The organism is Pseudomonas sp. 8BK (assembly GCF_902506475.1).
GTDB lineage: Bacteria > Pseudomonadota > Gammaproteobacteria > Pseudomonadales > Pseudomonadaceae > Aquipseudomonas > Aquipseudomonas anguilliseptica.
Map to the genome: position 1 here is coordinate 2,125,006 of NZ_LR733252.1, position 23,981 is coordinate 2,148,986.

Annotated in this window: 23 protein-coding genes; 5 read left to right on the forward strand and 18 right to left on the reverse strand. The window is 59.8% G+C overall.

Going from position 1 to position 23,981, the window contains the following annotated elements; all coding sequences use genetic code 11:
* Positions 1-36: 36 nt before the first annotated feature.
* The 5 genes from ACIN8IBEIGE_RS09720 to sdhC form a co-directional block, all read right to left on the reverse strand.
* On the reverse strand, positions 37-2,868 hold the full coding sequence (locus ACIN8IBEIGE_RS09720) for a 2-oxoglutarate dehydrogenase E1 component (RefSeq protein WP_160014456.1): 2,832 nt from the start codon (positions 2,866-2,868) through the stop codon (positions 37-39).
* Between the two features lie 247 nt (positions 2,869-3,115).
* Complete coding sequence (locus ACIN8IBEIGE_RS09725) at positions 3,116-3,823, reverse strand: succinate dehydrogenase iron-sulfur subunit (RefSeq protein ID WP_160016353.1); 708 nt, start codon at positions 3,821-3,823, stop codon at positions 3,116-3,118.
* Between the two features lie 26 nt (positions 3,824-3,849).
* Positions 3,850-5,622 carry a succinate dehydrogenase flavoprotein subunit gene (gene sdhA, locus ACIN8IBEIGE_RS09730; RefSeq protein WP_160014457.1) on the reverse strand — a complete coding sequence of 591 codons (1,773 nt, stop codon included), beginning with the start codon at positions 5,620-5,622 and terminating at the stop codon, positions 3,850-3,852.
* A 3-nt stretch (positions 5,623-5,625) separates the two neighbouring features.
* Positions 5,626-5,994 (reverse strand): succinate dehydrogenase, hydrophobic membrane anchor protein, encoded by a 369-nt coding sequence (gene sdhD / locus ACIN8IBEIGE_RS09735; RefSeq protein ID WP_090386123.1) that lies wholly within the window; start codon positions 5,992-5,994, stop codon positions 5,626-5,628.
* Positions 5,988-6,362, reverse strand: a complete 375-nt coding sequence (gene sdhC, locus ACIN8IBEIGE_RS09740; RefSeq protein ID WP_160014458.1) for a succinate dehydrogenase, cytochrome b556 subunit — start codon at positions 6,360-6,362, stop codon at positions 5,988-5,990. Before sdhC ends, sdhD begins: the two co-directional genes overlap by 7 nt.
* A 362-nt stretch (positions 6,363-6,724) precedes the next feature.
* On the opposite strand from sdhC, the gene gltA reads away from it, so the two are divergent.
* Positions 6,725-7,999 (forward strand): citrate synthase, encoded by a 1,275-nt coding sequence (gene gltA, locus ACIN8IBEIGE_RS09745; protein ID WP_160014459.1) that lies wholly within the window; start codon positions 6,725-6,727, stop codon positions 7,997-7,999.
* 44 nt (positions 8,000-8,043) lie between these two features.
* On the opposite strand, the gene ACIN8IBEIGE_RS09750 is transcribed toward gltA, so the two are convergent.
* From ACIN8IBEIGE_RS09750 to ACIN8IBEIGE_RS09770, 5 genes are all read right to left on the reverse strand, one after another.
* Positions 8,044-8,658, reverse strand: a complete 615-nt coding sequence (locus ACIN8IBEIGE_RS09750; protein WP_160014460.1) for an START domain-containing protein — start codon at positions 8,656-8,658, stop codon at positions 8,044-8,046.
* A 36-nt stretch (positions 8,659-8,694) separates the two neighbouring features.
* The gene (locus ACIN8IBEIGE_RS09755) at positions 8,695-8,955 is read right to left on the reverse strand and encodes a YkgJ family cysteine cluster protein (protein WP_160014461.1); all 261 of its coding nucleotides are present in this window, start codon (positions 8,953-8,955) and stop codon (positions 8,695-8,697) included.
* A gap of 89 nt (positions 8,956-9,044) precedes the next feature.
* The gene (locus ACIN8IBEIGE_RS09760) at positions 9,045-10,940 is read right to left on the reverse strand and encodes a sensor histidine kinase (protein ID WP_160014462.1); all 1,896 of its coding nucleotides are present in this window, start codon (positions 10,938-10,940) and stop codon (positions 9,045-9,047) included.
* Positions 10,940-13,153 (reverse strand): EAL domain-containing protein, encoded by a 2,214-nt coding sequence (locus ACIN8IBEIGE_RS09765; RefSeq protein ID WP_160014463.1) that lies wholly within the window; start codon positions 13,151-13,153, stop codon positions 10,940-10,942. The genes ACIN8IBEIGE_RS09760 and ACIN8IBEIGE_RS09765 overlap by 1 nt, the downstream gene beginning before the upstream one ends.
* Positions 13,154-13,242: 89 nt before the next feature.
* Positions 13,243-14,112 carry an NAD(P)-dependent oxidoreductase gene (locus tag ACIN8IBEIGE_RS09770; protein WP_160014464.1) on the reverse strand — a complete coding sequence of 290 codons (870 nt, stop codon included), beginning with the start codon at positions 14,110-14,112 and terminating at the stop codon, positions 13,243-13,245.
* Positions 14,113-14,326: 214 nt separating this feature from the next.
* Between ACIN8IBEIGE_RS09770 and ACIN8IBEIGE_RS09775 the strand changes: the two genes are divergently transcribed.
* The 3 genes from ACIN8IBEIGE_RS09775 to rhtA all read left to right on the forward strand — a co-directional run bounded on the left by ACIN8IBEIGE_RS09775 (position 14,327) and on the right by rhtA (position 16,208).
* Positions 14,327-14,878: an exonuclease domain-containing protein gene (locus ACIN8IBEIGE_RS09775; protein WP_090386103.1), complete on the forward strand. Its 552-nt coding sequence runs from the start codon at positions 14,327-14,329 to the stop codon at positions 14,876-14,878.
* A gap of 97 nt (positions 14,879-14,975) precedes the next feature.
* Complete coding sequence (locus tag ACIN8IBEIGE_RS09780) at positions 14,976-15,257, forward strand: pyrimidine/purine nucleoside phosphorylase (RefSeq protein ID WP_090253248.1); 282 nt, start codon at positions 14,976-14,978, stop codon at positions 15,255-15,257.
* 78 nt (positions 15,258-15,335) lie between these two features.
* The gene (rhtA, locus tag ACIN8IBEIGE_RS09785; protein WP_160014465.1) at positions 15,336-16,208 is read left to right on the forward strand and encodes a threonine/homoserine exporter RhtA; all 873 of its coding nucleotides are present in this window, start codon (positions 15,336-15,338) and stop codon (positions 16,206-16,208) included.
* A gap of 61 nt (positions 16,209-16,269) precedes the next feature.
* Here rhtA and ACIN8IBEIGE_RS09790 read toward each other — a convergent pair whose 3' ends face one another.
* The 7 genes from ACIN8IBEIGE_RS09790 to ACIN8IBEIGE_RS09820 form a co-directional block, all read right to left on the reverse strand.
* Complete coding sequence (locus ACIN8IBEIGE_RS09790; protein ID WP_090386093.1) at positions 16,270-16,734, reverse strand: DUF2269 domain-containing protein; 465 nt, start codon at positions 16,732-16,734, stop codon at positions 16,270-16,272.
* The gene (locus ACIN8IBEIGE_RS09795) at positions 16,722-17,837 is read right to left on the reverse strand and encodes a saccharopine dehydrogenase family protein (protein WP_160014466.1); all 1,116 of its coding nucleotides are present in this window, start codon (positions 17,835-17,837) and stop codon (positions 16,722-16,724) included. Before ACIN8IBEIGE_RS09795 ends, ACIN8IBEIGE_RS09790 begins: the two co-directional genes overlap by 13 nt.
* A 16-nt stretch (positions 17,838-17,853) precedes the next feature.
* A complete protein-coding gene (locus ACIN8IBEIGE_RS09800) occupies positions 17,854-19,632 on the reverse strand; it encodes an ABC transporter transmembrane domain-containing protein (RefSeq protein ID WP_160014467.1) in 1,779 nt (592 codons plus the stop codon).
* A gap of 27 nt (positions 19,633-19,659) precedes the next feature.
* A complete protein-coding gene (locus tag ACIN8IBEIGE_RS09805; protein WP_160014468.1) occupies positions 19,660-20,049 on the reverse strand; it encodes a DoxX-like family protein in 390 nt (129 codons plus the stop codon).
* On the reverse strand, positions 20,042-20,482 hold the full coding sequence (locus tag ACIN8IBEIGE_RS09810; protein ID WP_160014469.1) for a thiol-disulfide oxidoreductase DCC family protein: 441 nt from the start codon (positions 20,480-20,482) through the stop codon (positions 20,042-20,044). Before ACIN8IBEIGE_RS09810 ends, ACIN8IBEIGE_RS09805 begins: the two co-directional genes overlap by 8 nt.
* A 169-nt stretch (positions 20,483-20,651) precedes the next feature.
* Positions 20,652-21,230: a DUF1287 domain-containing protein gene (locus ACIN8IBEIGE_RS09815; protein WP_160014470.1), complete on the reverse strand. Its 579-nt coding sequence runs from the start codon at positions 21,228-21,230 to the stop codon at positions 20,652-20,654.
* A gap of 24 nt (positions 21,231-21,254) precedes the next feature.
* On the reverse strand, positions 21,255-22,370 hold the full coding sequence (locus ACIN8IBEIGE_RS09820) for an ATP-NAD kinase family protein (RefSeq protein WP_160014471.1): 1,116 nt from the start codon (positions 22,368-22,370) through the stop codon (positions 21,255-21,257).
* A gap of 152 nt (positions 22,371-22,522) precedes the next feature.
* On the opposite strand from ACIN8IBEIGE_RS09820, the gene ACIN8IBEIGE_RS09825 reads away from it, so the two are divergent.
* Positions 22,523-22,699, forward strand: a complete 177-nt coding sequence (locus tag ACIN8IBEIGE_RS09825) for a PA1571 family protein (protein WP_372239983.1) — start codon at positions 22,523-22,525, stop codon at positions 22,697-22,699.
* 33 nt (positions 22,700-22,732) lie between these two features.
* Here ACIN8IBEIGE_RS09825 and pdxB read toward each other — a convergent pair whose 3' ends face one another.
* Positions 22,733-23,881: a 4-phosphoerythronate dehydrogenase PdxB gene (gene pdxB / locus ACIN8IBEIGE_RS09830; RefSeq protein WP_160014472.1), complete on the reverse strand. Its 1,149-nt coding sequence runs from the start codon at positions 23,879-23,881 to the stop codon at positions 22,733-22,735.
* Positions 23,882-23,981 lie beyond the last annotated feature (100 nt).

A 23,981-nucleotide genomic window follows, 5' to 3' on the forward strand; every position in this document is an offset into this window, starting at 1 on the left:
CAGGCGGCCCAGTTGACCGCCTGTTGCGCGAAGGCGTTAAACAGTAAAGGCGTCTTGCAGGAGTTTTTCCTGCTGTTCGGCGTGCATCGATGCATAACCACAGGCCGGTGCAGCAGACGCATCACGACCGGCGTACTCGAGGAACAGCGCTTTCTTGTGCGCTGTCGCCACGCGACGCATGTGATGCTGGCTGCAGTACCAGGCGCCCTGGTTCATCGGCTCTTCCTGACACCAGACGATGTGCTTGAGGTTCTTGTACGGGGCAATTGCCTCGGCCAGATCATCTTCCGGGAACGGATAGAGCTGCTCGATACGCACGATGGCGATGTCTTCGCGGCCTTCGTTGCGGCGCTTCTCGAGCAAGTCGTAGTAAACCTTGCCGCTGCACAGAATCAGACGCTCGACTTTCTTCGGATCGATGGCATCGATCTCCGGAATCACGGTCTGGAACGAGCCTTCGGCCAGATCTTCCAGAGTCGAGATGGCCAATTTGTGGCGCAGCAGCGACTTCGGCGTCAATACGACCAATGGCTTGCGCAGCGGGCGAATCACCTGACGACGCAGCAAGTGGTAGATCTGCGCTGGGGTGGTCGGTACCGCCACCTGCATGTTGTGCTCGGCGCACAGCTGCAGATAACGCTCCAGACGCGCCGAGCTGTGCTCAGGCCCCTGCCCTTCATAACCGTGCGGCAGCAGCATGGTCAGGCCGCACAGACGGCCCCACTTGTGCTCGCCACTGGAAATGAACTGATCGAACACCACCTGGGCACCGTTGGCGAAGTCGCCGAACTGTGCTTCCCAGATCACCAGCGACTGCGGCTGCGTGGTCGCGTAGCCATACTCGAAGGCCAGCACGGCTTCTTCCGAAAGGAAAGAGTCGTACAGGTCGAAACGCGGCTGCCCCTGGTAGAGGTTCTGCAGCGGCAGATGGGTGCTGGCATCCTTCTGGTTGTGCAGCACCGCGTGACGGTGCGAGAAGGTGCCGCGGCCGATGTCCTGGCCGGTCATGCGAATCGGATGGCCTTCGAACAACAGGGTGGCGTAGGCCATGGTTTCGGCGTAGCCCCAGTTGATCGGCAGTGCACCTGCGCTCATCTTCTGGCGGTCTTCGAGGATTTTCGCGACCTGGCGCTGCACCACGAAGCCTTCCGGAATTTCCAGCAGCTTGTTGGACAGTTCCTGCAGGGTTTTCAGCTCGAAACGCGTGTCGTGACGCGCGGTCCAGGCGTGCCCCAGGTACGGACGCCAATCGACGAACAACTCCTTGTTCGGCTCTTTGACCAGGCTCTTGACCACATGCTGACCGTTGTCCAGCGCAGTGCGGTACTCGTCGATCTTGGCCTGCACCTCATCGGCCGACTGACGCGCGGCAGCAGTCAGCACTTCAGCATACAGCTCACGGGTGGTGCGCTGTTTGGTAATTTGCTGATACATGATCGGCTGGGTGCCGCTCGGCTCGTCGGCCTCGTTGTGACCGCGACGGCGGTAGCAGACCAGGTCGATGACCACGTCACGCTTGTACTGCATGCGGTAATCGACAGCCAGCTGGGTGACGAACAGCACCGCTTCCGGATCATCGCCGTTCACGTGCAGGATCGGCGCCTGAATCATCTTCGCCACATCGGTGCAGTACTCGGTGGAACGCGAGTCCAGCGGGTTGCTGATGGTGAAGCCGACCTGGTTGTTGATCACGATATGGATGGTGCCGCCCGTCTTGAAGCCACGGGTCTGCGACATCTGGAAGGTTTCCATGACCACACCCTGACCGGCGAAGGCCGCATCACCGTGCAGGGAAACCGGCAGCACTTTTTCGCCACTGGCATCGCTGCGACGGTCCTGACGGGCGCGTACGGAACCTTCGACCACTGGAGAAACGATCTCCAGGTGGGACGGGTTGAATGCCATCGCCAGGTGTACTTCACCGCCAGCGGTCATCACGTTGGAGGAGAAACCCTGGTGGTATTTCACGTCACCGGAGGACAGGCCTTCGGTTTTCTTGCCTTCGAACTCGTCGAACAGGTCGCGCGGGTTCTTGCCGAAGGTGTTGACCAGTACGTTGAGGCGGCCACGGTGGGCCATGCCGATCACGATTTCCTTGGTGCCGTAGGAACCGGAACGCTGAATCAGCTCATCGAGCAGCGGAATCAGGCTCTCGCCGCCTTCCAGACCGAAACGCTTGGTGCCTGGATACTTGGTGCCCAGGTACTTTTCCAGACCTTCAGCTGCGGTCAGGCGTTCAAGTAGGTGGCTCTGCACCTCAACTGAAAATTGTGGGCGACCACGCACGCTTTCCAGACGCTGCTGGAACCAGCTGCGCTGCTCGGAATCAACGATATGGGTGAACTCGGCGCCGATGGTGCGGCAATATGTCTGCTGCAACGCATCGCGAATTTCGCGCAGAGTAGCCTCTTCCTTGCCAATGAACAGCCCACCGGTACGGAAGGTAGTGTCCAGGTCGGCATCGGTCAGACCATAGTGATTGATTGCCAGGTCAGCCGGCACAGGACGCTTCCAGAGGCCAAGCGGATCGAGCTGGGCAGCCTGATGGCCGCGCATGCGATAAGCCTGAATCAGGCGTAGCACTTCGACTTGCTTCTTCTCGTGCTCACTGCTGACGCTGCCAGCGGACACCGGTTGGGCGCGGCGCTGATTTTTAGCGAGCAGGACGAAATGATCGCGAATCGTTGAGTGCGATACGTCTGTGGCGGCGCTGCCGTCGGTCGGCAACTTCTGGAAGTAAGTGCGCCACTCTTCTGGCACAGCGTTGGGATCGTGCAGGTAAAGCTCATAGAGCTCTTCCACATAGGCAGCGTTACCACCGGATAGGTGGGCACTGTCCCACATGCGCTGCATCACGCTTTCTTGCATGCTTGGTCACCCTCGGTAAGGGGACACCACCGGCGAAGAAACCGCATGGCTGTCAGTCCTGAAGCAGCGACTGGTAAGCCACTACGGATCCCGCAGATAGTCCGGGCACCAGCCCGGATGCCCCTGCTGGTCGTCATATTTTTCAAATTAAGAACCACCGCTTTGTGAGCAGCAGCCCTGGCTAAAACTACGGCGCTGGGTTGAAAGCAGCGCCGCAGGTGTTACAGGTCTAGCAAACAACCGTGAATCAGGTACCGCTTTGCAGCAACATGTTACGTACGTGGCCGATCGCCTTGGTCGGGTTGAGACCCTTAGGGCAGACGTTCACGCAGTTCATGATGCCGCGGCAACGGAACACACTGAACGGATCATCCAGCGACGCCAGACGCTGTTCGGTCTGGGTATCACGGCTGTCCGCCAGGAAACGATACGCCTGCAGCAGCGCAGCTGGACCGAGGAACTTGTCGGGATTCCACCAGAACGACGGGCAGCTGGTCGAGCAGCACGCGCACAGGATGCACTCGTACAGACCATCCAGCTTCTCACGCTCTTCCGGCGACTGCAGACGCTCGATGGCCGGAGCCGGCGTGTTGTTCTGCAGGTATGGCTGCACCTTCTCGTACTGCTTGTAGAAGATGCTCATATCAACAGCCAGGTCACGGATGACCGGCAGGCCAGGCAGCGGACGAATTACCAGCTTGCCGCCTTTCAGGCCAGCCGCCGAGATCGGCGTGATGCAGGCCAGGCCATTCTTGCCATTGATGTTCATGCCATCGGAACCGCACACGCCTTCACGGCAGGAACGACGATAGGAGAAACCCTCGTCCTGTTCCTTGATCAGCGCCAGTACGTCAAGAACCATGATGTCCTTGCCGCCGGTGTCGACCTGGAAATCCTGCATAAACGGAGCAGCATCTTTTTCCGGGTTGTAACGATAAACGCTTACTTGCAACAGATTGGCTTGCGACATATCAGGCACCCTTAATAAGTCCGGACCTTGGGTTCAAACGCTGGAACTGTCTTCGGCGAGAAGTTGACCGAACGCTTGCTCACGCGCTTTTCACCTGGGATATACAGGGAATGGCACAGCCAGTTTTCGTCGTCACGTTCTTCGAAGTCTTCACGAGCGTGAGCACCACGGGATTCTTTACGAACCTCGGCAGCGATCGCTGTGGCTTCTGCCACTTCGAGAAGGTTTTGCAGTTCCAATGCTTCGATACGCGCAGTGTTAAATGCCTGGCTCTTGTCCGCGATCTTGACAGTCGCGATCCGCTCACGCAGGTCGGCCAGTTGGGCGATGCCCTTCTGCATGTACTCACCGGTGCGGAATACACCGAAGTAGTTTTGCATGCACTGTTGCAGCTCTTTACGCAGCGGCGCGACATCTTCGCCAGTGGTGCGTTCGTTGACGCCCGCCAGACGCTTGAGCGACAGCTCGATGTCGGTTTCGCTGGCACCACGGACTTCCACGCCTTCTTTCAGCGCTTTTTCCAGGTGCAGGCCGGCAGCGCGACCAAACACAACCAAGTCGAGCAGCGAGTTACCACCCAGACGGTTGGCACCGTGCACCGATACGCACGCCACTTCGCCCACGGCGAACAGGCCTTCGATGATCTTGTCGTTGCCGTTGGCATCCTGGGTGATGGCCTGACCGTGAATGTTGGTCGGCACGCCGCCCATCATGTAGTGGCAGGTCGGGATGACCGGAACCGGAGCAACGACCGGGTCGACGTGAGCGAAAGTCTTCGACAGCTCACAGATGCCTGGCAGACGGCTGTGCAGCACGTCTTCACCAAGGTGGTCGAGCTTCAGCAGTACGTGGTCCTTGTCCGGGCCACAGCCGTTGCCAGCGATGACTTCCTTGACCATCGAGCGGGCAACCACGTCGCGACCAGCCAGGTCTTTAGCGTTCGGCGCATAGCGCTCCATGAAACGCTCGCCATGGGCGTTGATCAGATAACCACCTTCGCCACGACAACCTTCAGTAACCAGTACACCAGCACCGGCAATACCGGTCGGGTGGAACTGCCACATCTCGATGTCCTGCACCGGCACACCAGCGCGCAGGGCCATGCCCACGCCATCACCGGTATTGATCAGGGCGTTGGTAGTGGAGGCGTAGATACGGCCCGCACCGCCAGTGGCCAGAACCACAGCCTTGGAGCGAATGTAAACGGTCTCGCCGTTTTCAATGCAGATGGCAATGACACCGACAATCGCGCCGTCCTGGTTTTTCACCAGGTCAACTGCGTACCACTCGTTAAGGAACGAGGTGCCAGCCTTGAGGTTGGCCTGGTACAAGGTGTGCAGCAGGGCGTGACCGGTACGGTCAGCAGCAGCACAGGTCCGCGCTGCCTGAGTTGGGTTATTCGGACCTTTGGACTGGCCACCGAACGGACGCTGATAGATGCGGCCCTGTTCGGTACGGGAAAACGGCAGCCCCATGTGTTCCAGTTCGAATACGGCCTCTGGACCCACGGAACACATGTATTCGATAGCGTCCTGGTCACCGATATAGTCGGAACCCTTGACGGTGTCGTACATGTGCCAGCGCCAATCGTCGTTCGGATCGGCCGAAGCGATGGCGCAAGTGATACCACCCTGAGCAGATACAGTGTGCGAACGAGTCGGGAAAACCTTTGTGACTACAGCGGTCTTGTGGCCGCCCTGAGCCAGTTGCAGCGCGGCACGCATGCCTGCACCACCGCCACCCACAATAATGGCGTCATAAGAAAGAGTGCGAATGCTTGTCATGGATCAGTTACCCCAAAAAATCTGCACGCCCCAGACGAACATCGCGAACATGGCAACGCCACACGCAGCCTGGAACAGAAAACGCACAACAGTCGCCCACTTACCCAGCGCCATTGGCGTCAGGTAGTCGGTGGAAATTGTCCACATGCCAACCCAGGCGTGAACGCTGAGCGCCACTAGGGTCAACAGACTGAAGATACGCATTGCGTTATTGGAGAACAGCGCCTGCCATTCGGCATAACCCAGGCCCGGGTTGCACACCACATAGCCCAGCAGGAAAAGCACATAAGCCGCGAGGACGACAGCAGATACACGCTGCGCCATCCAGTCATAAAGACCCGAACGCGAGAAGTTCGTGACGTTGGTTACCATATCCACACCCCCAGCAGCAGGATCACGATCGTCGAAACGACGATAACGATTTTCGAACCCAGCTTGCCGCCTTCCAGCGTCTCACCGATGCCCATGTCCATGATCAAGTGGCGAATACCGGCCACCAGGTGGTACAGCAGAGCGGACAACAGCCCCCAAATCACAAACTTGGCCAGCGGGCTGGTCAAGCACTCTTTCACCTCGGCAAAACCTTCTGCAGATGTCAGCGACTTGTCGAGCCCGTACAGCAGCACGGCAATGCCGAAAAACAGAATGATTCCAGAAACGCGGTGAAGGAATGACGTAACGCCAGTGATAGGAAGTTTGATCGTCCTAAGGTCGAGGTTTACAGGTCTTTGGCTATTCACGGCTTTTTTATCACACTGAGAGCCCCTAACTATCAGGGCAAAGTTGTCGGGAAGTGCACTGGTCAGGTACCCATCACCCAAGGAGTGACAGCCACCAAAAGACAGGCTAAAGCCCTTGGTAGCTGGGCGCAGAGTATAGACAGTTAGGTTACTAATGACAACGCAAAGCCCCCTACCTAAAAGCGCATTGCACACCTCTAATAAATGGCGTAAAGAACCGCTTTAAAAGCCCGAAAAAAACCCGCAAACCCTTCTGCCGCCTGGGTTTTCGCAAATTGACATTCGAATTTATCTCACTATAGTGGTGCGGGCCCTGCGTGGGGGGCAGTCAGATGATTTCAAGCATAACTAGGAGGCCAAACATGGCTGACAAAAAAGCGCAGTTGATCATCGAGGGCGCAGCCCCCGTCGAGCTGCCCATTTTAACCGGCACCGTTGGTCCCGATGTAATTGACGTGCGGGGCTTAACCGCCACGGGCCGTTTCACATTTGATCCTGGCTTTATGTCCACCGCCTCGTGCGAGTCGAAGATCACCTATATCGACGGCGATCAGGGCATCCTGCTGCACCGCGGCTACCCCATTGAACAGCTGGCAGAGCAATCCGATTACCTGGAAACCTGCTATCTGCTGCTGAACGGCGAACTGCCGAACGCAGAAGAGAAAGCCAAGTTCGTCAGCACCATCAAGAACCACACCATGGTTCACGAGCAACTGAAGACTTTCTTCAACGGCTTCCGCCGTGACGCTCACCCGATGGCCATTATGTGCGGTGTAGTAGGCGCGCTTTCAGCCTTCTATCACGACTCCCTGGACATCAAGAACCCGCATCACCGCGAAGTTTCGGCCATGCGCCTGATCGCCAAGATGCCAACCATCGCGGCCATGACCTATAAGTACTCCATGGGTCAGCCGATGATGTATCCGCGTAACGACCTGAACTACGCGGAAAACTTCCTGCACATGATGTTCAACACCCCGTGCGAGATCAAACCGATCAGCCCGGTGCTGGCCAAGGCCATGGATAAGATCTTTATCCTGCACGCCGACCATGAGCAAAATGCCTCGACGTCCACCGTCCGCCTGGCAGGCTCTTCGGGCGCCAACCCGTTTGCCTGTATCGCGGCAGGTATTGCTGCCCTCTGGGGCCCGGCGCATGGCGGCGCTAACGAAGCTGTTTTGGCCATGCTTGACGAGATTGGCAGTGTCGACAATATCGACACCTTTATCGCCAAGGCTAAAGACAAGGACGATCCGTTCAAACTCATGGGCTTCGGTCACCGCGTTTACAAAAATCGTGACCCGCGCGCCACCGTAATGAAGCAGACCTGCGACGAAGTACTGAAAGAACTGGGTATCACCAACGATCCGCAGCTGGCACTGGCCATGCGATTGGAAGAGATCGCCCTGACCGATCCGTACTTCAAAGAGCGCAATCTGTACCCGAACGTCGACTTCTACTCGGGCATCATCCTCAAGGCTATCGGCATTCCGACCAGCATGTTCACCGTGATCTTCGCCCTGGCGCGGACCGTCGGCTGGATCTCGCACTGGAAAGAAATGCTCTCCAGCCCGTACAAAATTGGCCGTCCACGCCAGCTGTACACCGGCTACACGCAGCGCGACATGAAGAAGTAATTCAGTTATCGCCGCACAAAAAGGCTGCTCTTGAGCAGCCTTTTTTATTGCGCTGAATAAGGTTGTTCAGCCAACTGACGCAGCCCTTGTAAGGTATTGAACGGTGCATCCACGACAAAGCTGTTGGCCAACCAGGCCGGCACACTGCCGCCAGGCTCGGAATGCACCTGATAGACCACTTCGATTTCGTCCTCGCGCGGCGTAAGGCTCCAGAAGCCTTCCACCTTACTGACCCGCACAAAGCCTTGCTGCAACGGCAAATAATCAGCAACGCCATGCAAGGTGCGGGTTACGCTACCATCGGCATCACGCGTGGTGGTCACCTGCAGGATCGAATCACGCGCCTGTACCGGCCAAGGCGTATGAAAACGGCTGTAGGCCCAACTCAGATCGCCGTCATGTTTGAGCAGCTTCTGCTCGCTGCAGGCATGAATCCAGGCACATGCCGCACTGACATCATCCTGTAAGGCCAAAAGCCTAGGCATTGTCACCCGCATGCGCGTAACCCCACGAAATGCCTGAAAACTTGAACCAGGAATCTGCTGCAAATAGACCTGGATTCCCGCCTCATCCTTGACCAGACGCCATTGTGCCGCCTGCGCGCCACTCATCGCCAATAATGCAGCAACCCCCAAGAACAGCCGTGTAAACCGCACCATCATGCCTCCGGCAGTCGATAACCTTACCCCACAGTATCAGACTGCAACTGCCGTGCTCTGCTCCAGCCAACCAATCAACTGCAGGGCCTCTGCGGTATTGCTGCCACACACATACTCGGCGGCATGAAACGCCGAACATACCGCAGGCCGCTCAGGCTGGCCGAAAATCAGGCAGTAGTTATTCGCATCCAGCTGCACGCAGCGCACACCCGCCGGCTTGCCATCGGGCATACCAGGAATGGGAGAACTTATCGAGGGGGCAATGCAGCAGGCGCCGCAGCCGGCACGGCAATTCATGGCAGGAGAACCTCAGACACAACAGCACGGGGCACAGGCCGACGATTCTACGTGGACGCAGACCACTTCGCAGCCAGCCAAGTGCAGATTCAGGCGAGCGGTAGGCGCAGGCGAAACTGCGTGCCCTGCCCCGGCGCGCTGCACACCTGCAGCTCAGCGCCGAGAATATCCACGGCCAACTGATGGGTGATATGCAGACCAAGCCCGGTGCCGCCACGCCCGCGTCGCGTGGTAAAGAAGGGATCGAAGATCTTCCCCAGCACCTCCTCGCTCATGCCGTCGCCGTTATCGCTGACTTCAATTACGCACTCGTGGCGCACTTCATCGTGCTCAACCCGCACCGTGACCTCGCCGTTCATGCCCGAGTCGAAGGCATGGATCAATGCATTGTCGATCAGGTTCTGCAGAATCTGCCCCAAGGGCCCCGGATAACTATCGAGCATCAAACTCTGCGGTAACTCCAGCTGTACCCGGTGGTTTGACTGCTTGAGTTTGGGGGTAAATAGCAGCATGACCTCGCCCACCAGCTCAACCAGATCAAAGCGCCGCCGCTCGGTACTCGCGCGGTCGCTGGCCAGTTGTTTGAAGGCCCGGGTCAACTGCGCCATGCGCGACAGGCTATTGAGGATAATCGCCAGTCCTTCATCATTGCGCTGCACAAAGCGCTCCAGCGCCGAACGCTGCAACCCTTCACTGAGACTCTTCTGCAGCCCTTGATTACCCTTATCCAGGGTTGAGGCAGCCATGCTGGCGGCCCCAATCGGCGTATTCAGCTCATGCGCCACGCCGGCGACCAAGGTGCCCAGCGAGGATAGTTTTTCCGCCTGAATCAAGGCTCCACGCGTGCGCTGCAACTGTTCCACCGTGTCGCGCAGCTCAGTATTGCTCTGTTGCAACGCCTGACTGCTGACTTCCAGAGCCTCACGCACCTGATCACGCTCGAACTCCGCCAAGCCGAGGCGCAACACCACCAATAACCCAAGAGAGAGCATCACGCAGACAAACAGTAAAACCTGCCAGAGTACTTGCCCACGCAGCCCCTGAATCTGCTCCTGAGGCAGGTGTGAAACCAGTAACCAGTACTCACCCGCTGCCGCGTCTTGGCCGTTACCCTGGTAGGGATCGAACTTATTGAAGGCCCAATAACCACCACTGTCGCTAAACACGCCATTGCGGGCAGCCTGCATACGCCGCCAGCTACCCGGAAAGCGACTGGCCAGCGTTGCCTCAGGCCTGCCCAGAGCAAAGCCCCAAGCATCTTGCGCATCAGCGGCGAGCATCCAATAGCCTTCATGGTCGACCAGGGTCAGGTTGTTGCCGTAACTCTTGGACACCTCGGCCAGACGCTGCAGTAGCACTTGCCCCAGGTAATTGAGGATCAGAATGCCGCGTCGCTTGCCCTCACCATCGAAAATCGGCTCGGCACCCCGCAGCGTAGGCTTGAGTGGTTGTTCGACGCGGCCCAAATCAGCGTTCAGGTCAAAACGTGAGAGGTAGAACGCGCCCGGAGGCAGGTTCATGGTTTCAACGAAATAATAGTGCTGCGCCTGGTTGTGCAATTGCGCCTGATCACTCGCCAGTGGCTCGCCATCACGCCAATCAACCCGCACCTGCTCTACACCACGCTCATCCAGCCAGCGAATCTGGTCATAAACCATACTGCTACGGGCGAACTCGACAAACAGTTGACTCAGGGCACGCCGGTTATCCGTACTAGGGTCCTGTAGCACTTCAGCCAAAAGCGGCTGTTGAGTGAGAAACTGCAGATTGCCACGCAAGGTCGCCAGGTGCCGATTGAGCACACCAACACCCTCGTTCAGGCTGACCTGCTGATCGCGCAACAACGGATCAAGTCGCACATCCAACAGGCGCTCGTAAAGCAGCGCCATCAGCAGCAGAATCAGCAGCGTCCACGGCACAAATAACAGCAATAGGTTGCGCCTGACCGGTTGCGACAACAGCCTGTCGCGCTTGGATTGCTGCATCAGGCCATGCGCCCTGGCCAGTCACTCAGCCAGCTGAGTAAATCGGCGCAGGCCATCGGCTTGGCAAACAGATAGCCCTGCGCCTGCCGGCAGCCATGCTTGAGAATCCAGTCGGCCTGCTGTTGGGTCTCGACGCCTTCGGCAATTACCTGCATGCCAACCCGCGCAGCAATCTGGATCACCGCCTCGGCGATCATTTGCTGATCGCTGACCTCACCGATTTCCAGAACAAAACTGCGGTCGATTTTCAAGCGATCGGCTGGCAACAGTCGCAGGTAGCTGAGTGATGAGAAACCAGTGCCAAAGTCATCGATGGCCACCTCTACGCCCATGGCGCGTAGCGCACGGAGCTTTTCACAGACCGTATCAAAGGTGCGCATGGCTACCGATTCGGTAATTTCCACCTCGATCTGCTCAGGCATTACCCCCGCCGCCTGCAGATGCGAGTTGAACCGCTCGATAAAGTCATGCTGCAGCAGCTGCGGCGCGGAGACGTTAACGGCCACGCGAATATGCGGATAACCGGCATCAGCCAGCTGTTTCGCCGCCTGCAGGGCCAAGCGCATCAACAGATCACCGAGCGGCAGGATGTAACCGGTGGCCTCGGCCAGGGGGATAAAACTCAGCGGCGGAACCATCTTGCCGTCGGCCTTGCGCCAGCGCGCCAGCGCTTCCACACCGGTAATACGACGGGTTTGCAGGTCGATCTGCGGCTGTAACTCGACACTGATCTGCCCGGCCTCCACCGCATCGCGCAAAGCCAGCAGCATGCGGTATGACTCGGCATGCGCACTCTGCAGGCGCGGATCATAGACACCATGCTGGTCGTGACCCAGGCGCTTGGCCTGTTTCAGGGTCAACAACGCATCTTGCAGGGCCACACTGGCGCTGCCGGTAAAATCAGCCAGGTGCATGGTCACGCTGCTCAGACTGTGCACCTGGCCCAGCTCATAAGGGCGTTTATGCCGGCGGAACAGTGCCACCACGTCCGCGGCATTAACCTGGGTTTGCGGGCCGAGGATGGCAAACAGGTCATCACGTACCCGGGCAATCAGCACCTCATGGGTGAAAGCGTCACGTAGTTTCTTCGCCACCAGGCCGAGAATAAAGTCTCCATAACCGGTGCCAAAGGCGGTGTTGGCACCGGAGAAATTATCGATATCGATAAGCACCAGCACGCGCTGATCCTTGGCCTCGGACTTCAGGGTCATATCCAGCATGCGAATCAGCGCATTGCGGTTGGGGATCTTCAGCAGGTCGTCCTGATAGGCCATCTCCTCCAGGCGGCTGAACAGCGCGACGTTGTACAGGCCACGACTGATACTGACACTGAACACCTTGAGCAGCTCCAACTCGGTGTCATCCAGAGTCCGCGCACTGTCGATATAGCAAACGTAATCCGAGCCAGCCTGAAAGCGCGGAAAGAACAACACCGTGCAATCGCTCAGACACAGGGTCTGCTGCGCCTGCAGGCATTGGCGCACCGCCGCTGCGACCTGTGGCTGCAACACGTCCAGATTGGCGTCGACACAGTCGAAAAAACGACCGCTGGCGCTGACAATTCGCGCATTGGGTTCAGTCGTGGCGTCCCCCTCATCGGCGCGCACGCAGACAATGCCCTCGGTCTGCAGGTCAAGCAGCGAGGTGATCTCCGACAGAATCTTGGCCGATAGCTCGCGGGTATTCTTCGAACAGAACAGTGCATTGCTCGACTCGACGATCATCTGCAAACCGCGCCGCGCGCTGGCTACAGCCCTGAGCTGGGCATAACCGCGCACCGCTGCGGTGAGCACCGTCAGCAAGCGCTCGGCACTGAGTTCACTCTTGGTCCAATAGTCATTGATGTCGTAATCGCGCATCACTTCATGGGCCGGCGCCAGGCCTGGCTCACCGGTGAGCATCACCACGCGGGTTTCGCGATTGCCGATCACCTCACGCAGCGCCTTGATCAGGCGCAAGCCGGCGTCTTCGGTTTCCATCACCACATCGAGCAACACCAGGGCAATGTCATGGTGCTTGGCCAGCAGCATCGAGGCTTCGCGGCAGCTGAACGCCTGGATCAACTCAATACGTCCGCCCAGTAGCTCCAGCTCGCTCAGGGCAAAGGCGGTGGCACGCTGGAAGTCGGCGTCATCATCAACTGCCAGCACGCGCCACACGGGCTGGTTGGTGGTGCTGGGAAGGTCGTCACTGAATGCAAATTGATCATCCATGAACAGTGCCCGCCTGCCTGAAAAGTGAGAACAGCGCCGAATCCATACTGGCTTTGAACCCAGTATAGACGGCTGTCCTCAGCTGCCAGCTAGCGCTTGTTCAGGCGGGCAAACAGACTGGACGTGTCCCAACGGCCGCCGCCCATGCCCTGCACATCGGCGTAAAACTGATCGACCAACGCGGTTACCGGCAACTGCGCGCCATTGCTGCGTGCCTCGGCCAGCAGAATCGACAGGTCCTTGCGCATCCAGTCCACGGCAAAGCCGTGCTCGAACTCGCCAGCCAACATGGTCTTGTGGCGATTTTCCAGCTGCCAGGACTGCGCCGCGCCCTTGCTGATCACGTCCATCGCGCCATGTGCATCGAGCCCGGCGCACTCCGCAAAATGCAGGGCCTCGGATAAACCCTGCACCAGGCCGGCGATGCAGATCTGGTTGACCATTTTGGTCAGCTGACCGCTACCGGCTGCGCCCATCAAGCGGGTCATGCGTGCATAGGCCTGAATGATCGGCTCAGCCTTGGCGTAGGTCGCAGCCTCGCCACCGACCATGATGGTCAGCGCACCGTTCTGCGCACCGGCCTGACCGCCGGATACCGGCGCATCGAGAAAGCCCAGTTGGTGGGCAGCGGCCTGCTCGGCCAGCTCACGCGCGACCTGCGCCGAGGCGGTGGTGTGATCGACCAACACCGCACCGGGTTGCATGCCGGCAAAGGCGCCCTGCTCACCCAACACCACACCACGCAGATCATCATCATTGCCCACGCAGACCATCACAAACTCAGCGCCCGCAGCCGCTTCACGCGGGGTCGGCGCGTGGCTACCGGCATACTCGGCGGCCCACTGCACAGCCTTGGCAGCAGTGCGGTTGTACACACACACCTGATGCCCAGCGCGCGCCAGATGCCCGGCCATCGGGTAACCCATTACGCCCAGCCCGATAAACGCCAGCTTTGCCATATCCACCTCTACCTTCTAGCGCCATTCACAACGCGTTTTTGCTTAACCTCATATCCGCATTGCCCGGCAGATACGAACCCGGCTGCAAGCATGCCCGCCACATGGGGTCAGCGCCAGTACAGCCATAGGGCAAAACTGTATGGATGCACCCGACCAACAGGCTTTACCCAGAGTTAAAACTGCTTCCATACTCGCGGCACGCTAAGGAGGGCCTATGCAGCATTGGCTGGTAATCGACCTGGAAGCCACCACCGAAGAAGGCGGTTGGCCGGTCACAGATATGGAAATCATCGAAATCGGCGCCAGCCTGGTCAATGCTGGCGGCCATGAAATTGAGCATTTCCAACGCTTTGTGCGGCCCACTCGGCGCCCGCACCTGACCCACTTCTGCCGTCAGCTCACGCAGATCAGCCAGGCCGATGTCGATGCCGCGGCGCCGCTGAGTACGGTGTGGGCGCAATTCGAACGCTGGCTACTGGCCCATCAAGCGCAACTGGTGGGCTGGGCCAGTTGGGGCGACTACGACCGCCGTCAGTTTGAACAGGAATGGCATGCCCATGGGCTGAACAGTTACCTGAGCCAGATCCCGCATATCAACCTGAAAAAACGCTTTGCCGAAGCCCGCCAGCTGCCCAGCCCGATTGGCTTGAAAATGGCGCTGAATCTGGCGGGTTTACAGTTCCAGGGCCAGCAACACCGCGCCCTCACCGATGCGCGCAATACCGCCCGGCTGCTGCCACTGGTTTTGCCTGCGCAAAGCAGATGACGAAGAAAAACCGCTTGGGCATACTGGCGGGCCTTTTTTCCATGGCCAGCCGCTACTGGCGGTCAGCCTTATTAATCCCCTTCTCGAGGAACTGCAGATGTTCAAGGTCAATGAATACTTCGACGGCACCGTCAAATCCATCGCCTTCGGCATGGCTGAAGGCCCGGCCACCATTGGCGTAATGGCTGCAGGCGAGTACGAATTCGGCACCAACCAGCTGGAAATCATGCACGTGGTCGCCGGCGCCCTGACCGTGAAACTGCCAGGCAGCGACAACTGGGAAACCTTCACCAGCGGCAGCAAGTTCACCGTACCGGCCGACAGCAAGTTTCAGCTCAAGGTGGCAGCTGATACTGCCTACCTGTGTGAATACCGCTAAGCCTTAGCCGTGGTGCATAAAAGCCGGCCTCAGTGGCCGGTTTTTTTATTACTGGATAGATCACTCAAAGGAACAGCCATGCCGCGCTCAACGCAATTCTCTCTGGTGATCCTGCCGATCCTGTTGCTATTGATCGCCATGACCTCGATCCAGAGCGGCGCGTCCCTGGCCAAAGGACTTTTCCCGGAGATTGGTGCCAGCGGCACCACGGCCCTGCGCCTGAGCCTTGGCGCGCTGATCCTGTGCATCCTGATGCGGCCCTGGCAGGCCAAGCTGACGCTGAAGTCCTGCCGTTCGCTGCTGGCCTACGGGTTGTCGCTGGGCGGTATGAACCTGCTGTTCTACCTCTCGTTGAAAACCATTCCACTGGGCATTGCCGTAGCCCTGGAATTTACCGGGCCACTGGGCCTTGCGCTGTTATCGTCACGCCGTCTGGTGGATTTCATCTGGATTGCCCTGGCGGTTTTCGGCCTCTGGCTGCTGTTACCCACCGGGCAAAGCGATGTACCGCTGGACCCGGTCGGCATGGGCCTGGCGTTGGCAGCAGGGCTGTGCTGGGCGCTGTATATCATTTTCGGGCAGAAAGCCGGGGCTGAACATGGCAAACAAACGGTGACCCTTGGCACCATAGTCGCAGCCCTGCTGGTGTTCCCGATTGGCCTGTGGCAAGCCGGCAGCGGCCTGTTTTCACTGGACCTGCTGCCTATCGCCCTCGGTGTCGCCGTGCTGTCCTCAGCCCTGCCCTACAGCCTGGAAATGGTCGCCCTGACCCGCCTGCCCGCGCGCACCTTCAGCATCCTGATGAGCATGGAGCCGGCGATTGCCGCGCTTTCCGGCCTACTGTTCCTCAGCGAGCGCTTGACCCTCAGTCAATGGCTGGCGATCAGCGCCATCATCCTTGCCTCGGCCGGTGCGGCGGCAACGATCAGGCCGAAAACCAAGACCTTCTGAGTCGCTACTGTGACATGCAGGCGAGCAGTAGCCTGGCAGGTGTGAGACCCGCAATCGGTGCTTACTGTGGCTTGAACACCATAAGTGCATAGATCGCCAACATGGCGAAAAAAGCCGGGATACCAAGCCAGAACCAGATACGCGCACAGCGCCAATAGCTCGCCGGTAGCGCCTGATCGGTCGCCAGCGCCGCCGCTGCTAGGGCTCGCATGCGGTACTGCAGCCAGACCACCGGCAGCCAACAGACCCCGGCCAGAACATATAGCAGCAGAGTCCAGGCGATCCAGGTGCTGCTCAGCGAATAGCCGGCGATATGCAGCATCCACAAACCAGTCAGCGGTTGCAGGATGATCGCCGGGGTGGTGAACAGCCAATCGGCCAGCACCACCAGTCGACTGGTATAGACGATGGCCCGCACATCTCCGCTGCGGTCGATCATCCATTTGTAGAAGGCAGTACCGAACCCCACGCCCACCAGCACGGTGGCACTGAGGATATGTAGCCATTTAAGGCTTAGGTAGAGCATGGGCGTAGGCCTGCTTCGATCTGCAGACCCTCCAGTTCGGCCAGATATTCGTCGACGCTAAGCAATCCCATACAGGGCATGGCGCCGCGTTGTTCGAGGTTGCCGGCGGCCAGTTTGCGCGCCAGCGCCACCGCCGCCATGCAGGGGATATTCGGCCCATGGTTGTCACGGGCGATCAGTTCCCAGCACAGGCCCAAGGGCTGGCCATCCGCGCCCTGCCCCTGCAGCTTGACGAACATGCCGCTCAGGCGGTCGCCGAAGGGCTCCACCAGCACCGCGCCGCGATGCAGCAAGCCGGCCAAGGGCACGCCGCTGCGCAACAAGCCGCCGCGCACCAACCAAGACAGCAACCAGGTGCCGAACTGGGTCACGCGCAAACCTACCCCTGCCGAAAAACGCACATTGCGCACGCCCGCATAGCGCGCGGGAAACAGCTCCAGATCGGGAATATCGCAGTTGCCCAGCCAGCGCCGGCCCAGCGGTGCGGGAAAGTCATGAGCCGTCAGCTCCTGCCAGCCATAGACCTCACGCCACTGACCCTCGCGCCACTGGCGAAACGGCTTGCCGCAATAGTTGAGTACCGCCGCCAGGGTCGATACCCCTGGGGTTTTCTCCGAGGAGCTGATGCCGTGCCAGATGCTGTCCAGGCGACTGAAGCGCGGCAGCAAGTGATCGATCACCGCAGCGCTCAGAGCCGGCACCGAACTGGCACCGCTGCTGATCAGCACATTGGCCTGGCGCGCCGCATGATCGAGTTCGCCTATGCCGCAGGCGAATTTGCGGGCATCGGCTAGGTCAAGGTAATGCACGCCGGCAGCAATGGCGGCCTGGGCCACGCGATAATCCTGGCCCTGAAACGGGCCAGCGGTGGAAATCAGCAAATCGGTACCCAATTCGCTCAGTCGCTCGGCCAGATCTGCCTGATTGCCATCCAGACGCACGGCTTGGCAACCCGCCTGGGCCGCCAACCGCTCGGCCTTGGCCTGATCGCGGCCGGCAACCCACACACTAATGCCAGTGATGCTGCACAGACGATTGACGATAACCGTGCCGAAATTGCCATAACCGCCCAGCACCACAACCTTGAAGTTCTTATCTGACACTGTGCGATTTCCTTTCTCAGGCGGTTTCTACGCTGTCGCTATTGAACTGCAACTCGGCCAGGCGCGCATACAGCGGACTACTGCTGACCAACTCGCTGTGACTGCCGATAGCCGCCAGCTTGCCGTGCTCGATCACGGCGATGCGATCAGCGCTTTTGACCGTGGCCAGGCGATGGGCGATCACCAGGGTGGTTCGGCCTTCCATCAGTGGCGGCAAGGCTTGCTGAATCAAGTGCTCGCTCTCGGCGTCCAGCGCACTGGTCGCCTCATCGAGCAGCAGAATCGGCGCATCCACCAACAGCGCGCGGGCGATTGCCAGGCGCTGACGCTGCCCGCCGGAAAGCCCCAACCCGGCATCCCCCAGGTGAGTCTGGTAGCCATTCGGCAGTTTCATGATGAATTCATGGGCATACGCGGCCTTCGCTGCCACTTCGACCTCAGCCAGGCTGGCATCGGTACGCCCATAGCGAATGTTGTCCTCCACCGAGCCGAAGAACAGCGCCGGATTCTGCGATACCAGGGCAAAGCTGCTGCGCAGCTCGCGCGGATCAAGCTGCTGAATCGGCACGCCATCAATCAGGATACGGCCCTGCTGCGGGTCGAAAAAACGCAGCAGCAGATCAAACAGCGTGGATTTACCTGCGCCGGACGGCCCGACCAGCGCCAGGGTTTCCCCTGCTGCAACCTGCAGATCAATGCCGTCCACGGCAAAGCTGCCAGGGCGCGACGGATAGGCGAAGCGCAGCCCTTGCAGCTCGATACGGCCCTGCACCGACTGCGGCAGATACAACGCAGCTGACGCCGGCGGGGTAATTTCATTGCGCGCCTGCAACAGCTCGGCGATGCGCTCGGCGGCACCGGCAGCCCGTTGCAGCTCACCAATGACCTCGCTCAGGGTGCCAAAGGCCGAGCCTACGATCAGGCTGTAGAACACGAACGCCGCCAGCTCACCGCCGGAAATCCGCCCAGCGATCACGTCCATACCGCCGACCCAGAGCATCACCCCCACCGCACCGAGCACCAGCACGATCACCACAGTAATCAGCCAGGCACGCTGGGCAATGCGTTGGCGCGCGGTGTCGAAGGCCGCCTCGGCGGACAGGCCAAAGCGGCGCTTGTCCTCATTCTGGTGGTTGTAGGCTTGTACGGTCTTGATCTGCCCCAGCACCTCACCAACATAGCTGCCGACATCGGCGACGCGGTCCTGGCTCTGCCGCGACAACGTGCGTACGCGGCGGCCGAAGATCAGAATCGGCACCACCACCAGTGGCAGCGCCATCAGCACGATGCCGCTGAGCTTGCCGTTGGTCACCACCAGCAGCATGCTGCCGCCGACCAGCATGATCAGGTTGCGCAGCGCCATCGACAGTGACGAGCCGATCACCGACTGCAGCAGCGTGGTATCGGCGGTCAGCCGCGACTGAATCTCCGAGCTGCGGTTGCTCTCATAAAAGCCCGGATGCAGTTCAATCAGGTGGTTGAATACGCGCTTGCGGATATCGGCAACAAAGCGTTCGCCAATCCACGACACCAAGTAGAAACGGGTAAAGGTGCCGATGGCCAGCGCCAGCACCAGCACAAAAAACAGCCCGATAGACTGCTGCAAGGCCGCCGGCGATTGAGTCGCCAAGCCTTGATCGACCAACAGCTTGATACCCTGTCCCATCGACAGGGTGATGGCGGCGGTAAACATCAGCGCCAGCAAGGCCCCAAACACGCGACCGCGATACGGCGCGATAAAGCGCCAGGCCATACGCAGGGCATTGCGCTGACGGGAAGACAGAATCGAAAGCATGCAGGCTCGCTGGGGCGCTGACGCCCATTAATGAGGAGGCGATTGCGGCGTTTCCGCCCGCCAGGCCAGCCAACACAGCGCCAAAGCAGCGAGATTGGTCGACAGCGGATTGAACGCCTGCAGCAGTAGATGGGGACTGAATAACGCCACATCAAGCAGCAAGCCAATCAACAGAACACCGGCCAATAGCAAAGGCCAGCGCTGACGCCGCCACAGCAGCAACAAACCCAGAGTAATTTCCGCCAGCCCGGCGATACGCGCTACCCATTCGGGAGCCGGCAGGTTATGGGCCTGGATCATCGCCAGCTCATCCGGGCTCAGCCAGAGAATCTTCGGCACCAGGCCGTGCCAGATAAACATCAGCGCCAGGGCGATACGCGCGACCCAGGCGATCTGCTGTAAACGGGGATCAGTCATGCAAGAAGCGCCGGGCATGATCGGCGTTTGGTATCAGGCAACTGTCGTAGCGACCAAATAGCCGGTAGCGATTCAGCGCAATACGGTCATAGCACCAGTCACGTATGGGCCGTGGAATCAGCCGCAGCCAGGCCAGCCAGCGCCATGGCTGCGGCAGCTGGGCGACAATGCGCAGCACCGCGTCCGAGCGCAACAGCATCTGACCGTTATCGATCAGCGCCATGCTGTCGAAATGATCGGTCGGCAAACCGCCCCATTCCAATAGCGCCTGGCCCTCGGCCGATTGCACCGAGGCCAGGCAAAAGCGCTGCTCAGGGTCATGGCGAATCAGAAACTTCGCCCAGCCGTTACACAGCTTGCACACCCCATCAAACAGCACCACGCGCTCGCCGGGCTGGATAAGGGGTGGAGGTGTTTGTGTTTGCTCCTGCATGCCCAACTCCTTTGAAAAACTACCTACGTTGGCAATACTGCGTTAAAAACGGCCTCGGAATGCTCATTTACAGCCGTAAACTCAGCTTCCTCGGCGCTTTGACCAGCCTTCGGCTGTTACTACGTAGCGCCTTGTTTTGCCTGCCTCGCCTACGTTTTTCAACGCACTGCTAGGCGGCCGGGATACGGTAATGGCCGGTAATCTTAAAGCCGAAGAGAATGTCCTCTTCCTGGGTGCCGCGGCCAATATTGTGCAGCACCAGGGGTACGCCGCTACCGGCCTGGCGGTCGCTGATAATGCCGATATGGGTCAGGCCGCCTCCCAGATCCCAGGTGACGATATCACCAGGCCGATAGCGCTCAGCATCCTGGCCAAGCGGCAGCGCCCAGCCCTGACGCTTAAACCAGGTCATCAAGTTAGGCACACGGCGGTGGTCAATATTGCTGTCGGGCCGGTTTAGCCCCCAGTTCTTCGGGTACAGGCGAAAATTCGCGCGCATGTCCTGATGCACCGCTTGCTGCAAATCCAGCCCCTGCTGGCGCAGCGCGCGGATCACCACATCGGTACACACGCCGGTATTCAGGGGCACATCGCCATTGGGGTAACTCAGGCGGCGGTAGGCCGGGTCATAACTCAGGGTCACGCCGACCTGCTCGCGGGCAGCCGAGACCAGGGCGTCGGCCTGCAGCGCCCAGGCCTGGTCGCTTAGCAACATAATAGTCAATGCAAACAGCAGAATCGCCCGCATAACGCCTCCTTAATCGCCCAGCTGCTACTTGCCCACGGGATACAGCAGCTCTTCCTTATAACCGGCCCACACGCGCACGGCATCGGGAAAGGCATCGTCCAGCGCGATATCGCCGCTGTCGACCAGCAACGGCCGGCCTTCCAGCGTGCCGAGCTTGCGCTTGGTGGCGACCACCCGCAGGTTATCCAGGCCAATGGCGCGCAACACTCGCGGACTGATCTGCTGATTGCCGCGGCCGATGATATGGCCCTGGCCGCCAATCGCAGTGACCAGCAGCCGCGCTGGATGGCCATCAATCAGCTCGAACAGCTGCGCTTCGCTTACATCGCTGGCCAGCAGCTGGCCATTCTCGATTACATCAACGCCCAGCAGCGTGGTCTGCACGCCGAGGTTCTGCGCCAGGCCATGCAGGGTCGAGCCGGGACCGAAGACATAGCGCACATCGGCTTCCCAGCTGTCCTGCAGCCAGTCGGCCAGATCATTCAGCACCAGCTCTTCGGACTCCACCCCGCCCTGCTTGACCTGCTGCACATAGCCGCCTTCCTGCGGTACGGTCAGCTCGCCGTACCAGCGCGCGGTCACGCGGCCGTCGCGCAGAGCGCTTTCATCGATATCGCGCACCTCGCCACTGCTCAGGCGCACCAGGCCGCCCTCGATCAGCCGTGCGGTCAACTCGCCGGCGGCGCGCGGGCTGATGGCGTAGACCCCGGACTGAATCTTCACCCCAGCCGGAATCCCCAGCACCGGCTGGCCTTCGCGTACCGCCGCGCAGATATCCCGCGCCGTGCCATCGCCACCAGCAAACAGAATCAGCGCCACGCCAGCATCCTGCAACAACCCAACCGCCAAACGGGTATCGGCGGCGCTGCTCGGCCCCTCGCCCAGCTCGCCAACCTCGCGGTGGGCAAAGCCCATCTCGGCCAGCAAATCGGCGCCCATGGCGCCGGGAAAGGTGACGAACTCCAGACGCTCACGTAGCGGCAGCAGCACCTCAAGCGCCGTTTGCGTGCGCACTGCTGCTTTGGCTTCAACCCCCAAAGCCAAGGCCTGCTCGGCCATGCCGTCACTGCCCTTGAAACCCGCAGGGCCGCCCAGCCCGGCCAATGGGTTGATGATTAAGCCAATATGGAAAAGCCCCATAACACCCTCTAATTCAATACCTGCCCGCTCAATACCTGCCGGGCCTGGCACAGTGCCTGCAACGGCTGACTTGCCCTGTGTCTTGCGGCGGTTTTCTGCCGTCGCAGTTGTCATAGCGCCTTCATCTAACACTCATAAAATCGCGCTAACCGATGAGGAGACCCGCCATGCATAGCCAACAACAGAATTCGCAAAAAGCCACAACCATGCCGATTGGCGGCTTTGTCATCGACGCCCAGGGCCGCGAAATCCCGATCACCGAAGAGATGATCCAACAGGCCTGCAACGCGCTGGAAAAAGCTCAAAAGCAAGCCGCCAAACGTAAGTAAGTTTTCTGCCAGGGCAGCATTCGCTGCCCTTCGCTAAAGCTGATTCAACCTCGCACCCAACGCCTGCACCAGGCTCACCAGCCCTGGCGCATGCCCCTTCACGTCGACCTGCAAACCGTCGATTTCCCGGCGCATCGGGTAGTGCTTGCGCAGCCCGTCAAACGCCGTACGCCGGGTTGCCACATCGCCCTGCAGGCTACGACGAAAATCCGCATCATCGCGGCGCGGGTCATACACCGCACGGCAGATACTGGCCAAGGCCCAGGCCGGATCAGCGCTGGCATCGACAGTCAGCTCACTTAGCCAGGCGGCAGGCATCAGTTGCTGCAGTTCAACGCTGGGCGCAACGCCCAGGTACTGACACAGCGCCTGGTAGATCTGCGCCGTGCCGCGCAGCTTGCCGTCCAGGCTGTAACCGGCAATATGCGGCGTGGCGATGCGGCATAACGCGGCCAGATCTACATCCGCCTGCGGCTCGCCTTCCCAGACATCCAGCACCACTTGCAGATCGCTACGCAGCACAAGCAACTCACGCAAGGCCTGGTTATCCACCACCGCGCCACGGCTGGCATTGATCAGCCAACTGCCTGGTTTGAGCGCGCTCAAACGCGCGTGATCGAACAGGTGATACGTCGGGTGATCGCCCAGACGTTCCAGCGGCGTATGCAGGCTGATCACGTCACACTCATCCAGCACCTGCTGCAAGCTGACGAAATCGCCACCCTCCACCGCCTGACGCGGCGGATCGCACACCAGCACACGCCAGCCCAGGCCACGCAGCACCTTGAGCAAACGGCTACCAACCTGCCCCGCGCCAACTACCCCATAGGTGCGCGCCGCCAGATCAACGCCCTGCTGCTCAGCCAATACCAGCAGGCTGCCCAGCACATAATCGACCACACCACGGGCATTACAGCCCGGTGCGCTGGCCCAGGTGATGCCGGCCTGCTGGAAGTAGTCGAGGTCCAGATGGTCGGTGCCGATGGTGCAGGTGCCGACAAACCTTACTGGCGAGCCTTCGAGCAGCGCGCGGTTAACCTGGGTCACCGAGCGCACCAGCAACAGGTCGGCATCGGCGACCGCCGCCGCATCAATACTGCGGCCGGGCAGGCGACGAATCTCACCAAACCCGGCAAAGAATTCGTCAAGCAGAGGGATATTTTCGTCAGCAACGATGCGCATAGAGGGTCTGTTCCCGTGCTCCGCAAATCAGGCCGGCATTCTAACCTGCCGGCAGCGCTTGGCTACGCTGAGTCGTGTAATGCGCCCTTCGCACCGAAAC

Excerpts from the sequence above, each read along its gene's own strand:
- ACIN8IBEIGE_RS09720 (WP_160014456.1), bottom strand. The coding sequence starts at position 2,868 with ATGCAAGAAAGCGTGATGCAGCGCATGTGGGACAGTGCCCACCTATCC.
- sdhA (WP_160014457.1), bottom strand. The coding sequence starts at position 5,622 with ATGACAAGCATTCGCACTCTTTCTTATGACGCCATTATTGTGGGTGGC.
- sdhD (WP_090386123.1), bottom strand. The coding sequence starts at position 5,994 with ATGGTAACCAACGTCACGAACTTCTCGCGTTCGGGTCTTTATGACTGG.
- gltA (WP_160014459.1), top strand. The coding sequence starts at position 6,725 with ATGGCTGACAAAAAAGCGCAGTTGATCATCGAGGGCGCAGCCCCCGTC.
- ACIN8IBEIGE_RS09750 (WP_160014460.1), bottom strand. The coding sequence starts at position 8,658 with ATGGTGCGGTTTACACGGCTGTTCTTGGGGGTTGCTGCATTATTGGCG.
- ACIN8IBEIGE_RS09755 (WP_160014461.1), bottom strand. The coding sequence starts at position 8,955 with ATGAATTGCCGTGCCGGCTGCGGCGCCTGCTGCATTGCCCCCTCGATA.
- ACIN8IBEIGE_RS09760 (WP_160014462.1), bottom strand. The coding sequence starts at position 10,940 with ATGCAGCAATCCAAGCGCGACAGGCTGTTGTCGCAACCGGTCAGGCGC.
- ACIN8IBEIGE_RS09765 (WP_160014463.1), bottom strand. The coding sequence starts at position 13,153 with ATGGATGATCAATTTGCATTCAGTGACGACCTTCCCAGCACCACCAAC.
- ACIN8IBEIGE_RS09770 (WP_160014464.1), bottom strand. The coding sequence starts at position 14,112 with ATGGCAAAGCTGGCGTTTATCGGGCTGGGCGTAATGGGTTACCCGATG.
- ACIN8IBEIGE_RS09775 (WP_090386103.1), top strand. The coding sequence starts at position 14,327 with ATGCAGCATTGGCTGGTAATCGACCTGGAAGCCACCACCGAAGAAGGC.
- ACIN8IBEIGE_RS09780 (WP_090253248.1), top strand. The coding sequence starts at position 14,976 with ATGTTCAAGGTCAATGAATACTTCGACGGCACCGTCAAATCCATCGCC.
- rhtA (WP_160014465.1), top strand. The coding sequence starts at position 15,336 with ATGCCGCGCTCAACGCAATTCTCTCTGGTGATCCTGCCGATCCTGTTG.
- ACIN8IBEIGE_RS09790 (WP_090386093.1), bottom strand. The coding sequence starts at position 16,734 with ATGCTCTACCTAAGCCTTAAATGGCTACATATCCTCAGTGCCACCGTG.
- ACIN8IBEIGE_RS09800 (WP_160014467.1), bottom strand. The coding sequence starts at position 19,632 with ATGCTTTCGATTCTGTCTTCCCGTCAGCGCAATGCCCTGCGTATGGCC.
- ACIN8IBEIGE_RS09805 (WP_160014468.1), bottom strand. The coding sequence starts at position 20,049 with ATGACTGATCCCCGTTTACAGCAGATCGCCTGGGTCGCGCGTATCGCC.
- ACIN8IBEIGE_RS09810 (WP_160014469.1), bottom strand. The coding sequence starts at position 20,482 with ATGCAGGAGCAAACACAAACACCTCCACCCCTTATCCAGCCCGGCGAG.
- ACIN8IBEIGE_RS09815 (WP_160014470.1), bottom strand. The coding sequence starts at position 21,230 with ATGCGGGCGATTCTGCTGTTTGCATTGACTATTATGTTGCTAAGCGAC.
- ACIN8IBEIGE_RS09820 (WP_160014471.1), bottom strand. The coding sequence starts at position 22,370 with ATGGGGCTTTTCCATATTGGCTTAATCATCAACCCATTGGCCGGGCTG.
- ACIN8IBEIGE_RS09825 (WP_372239983.1), top strand. The coding sequence starts at position 22,523 with ATGAGGAGACCCGCCATGCATAGCCAACAACAGAATTCGCAAAAAGCC.
- pdxB (WP_160014472.1), bottom strand. The coding sequence starts at position 23,881 with ATGCGCATCGTTGCTGACGAAAATATCCCTCTGCTTGACGAATTCTTT.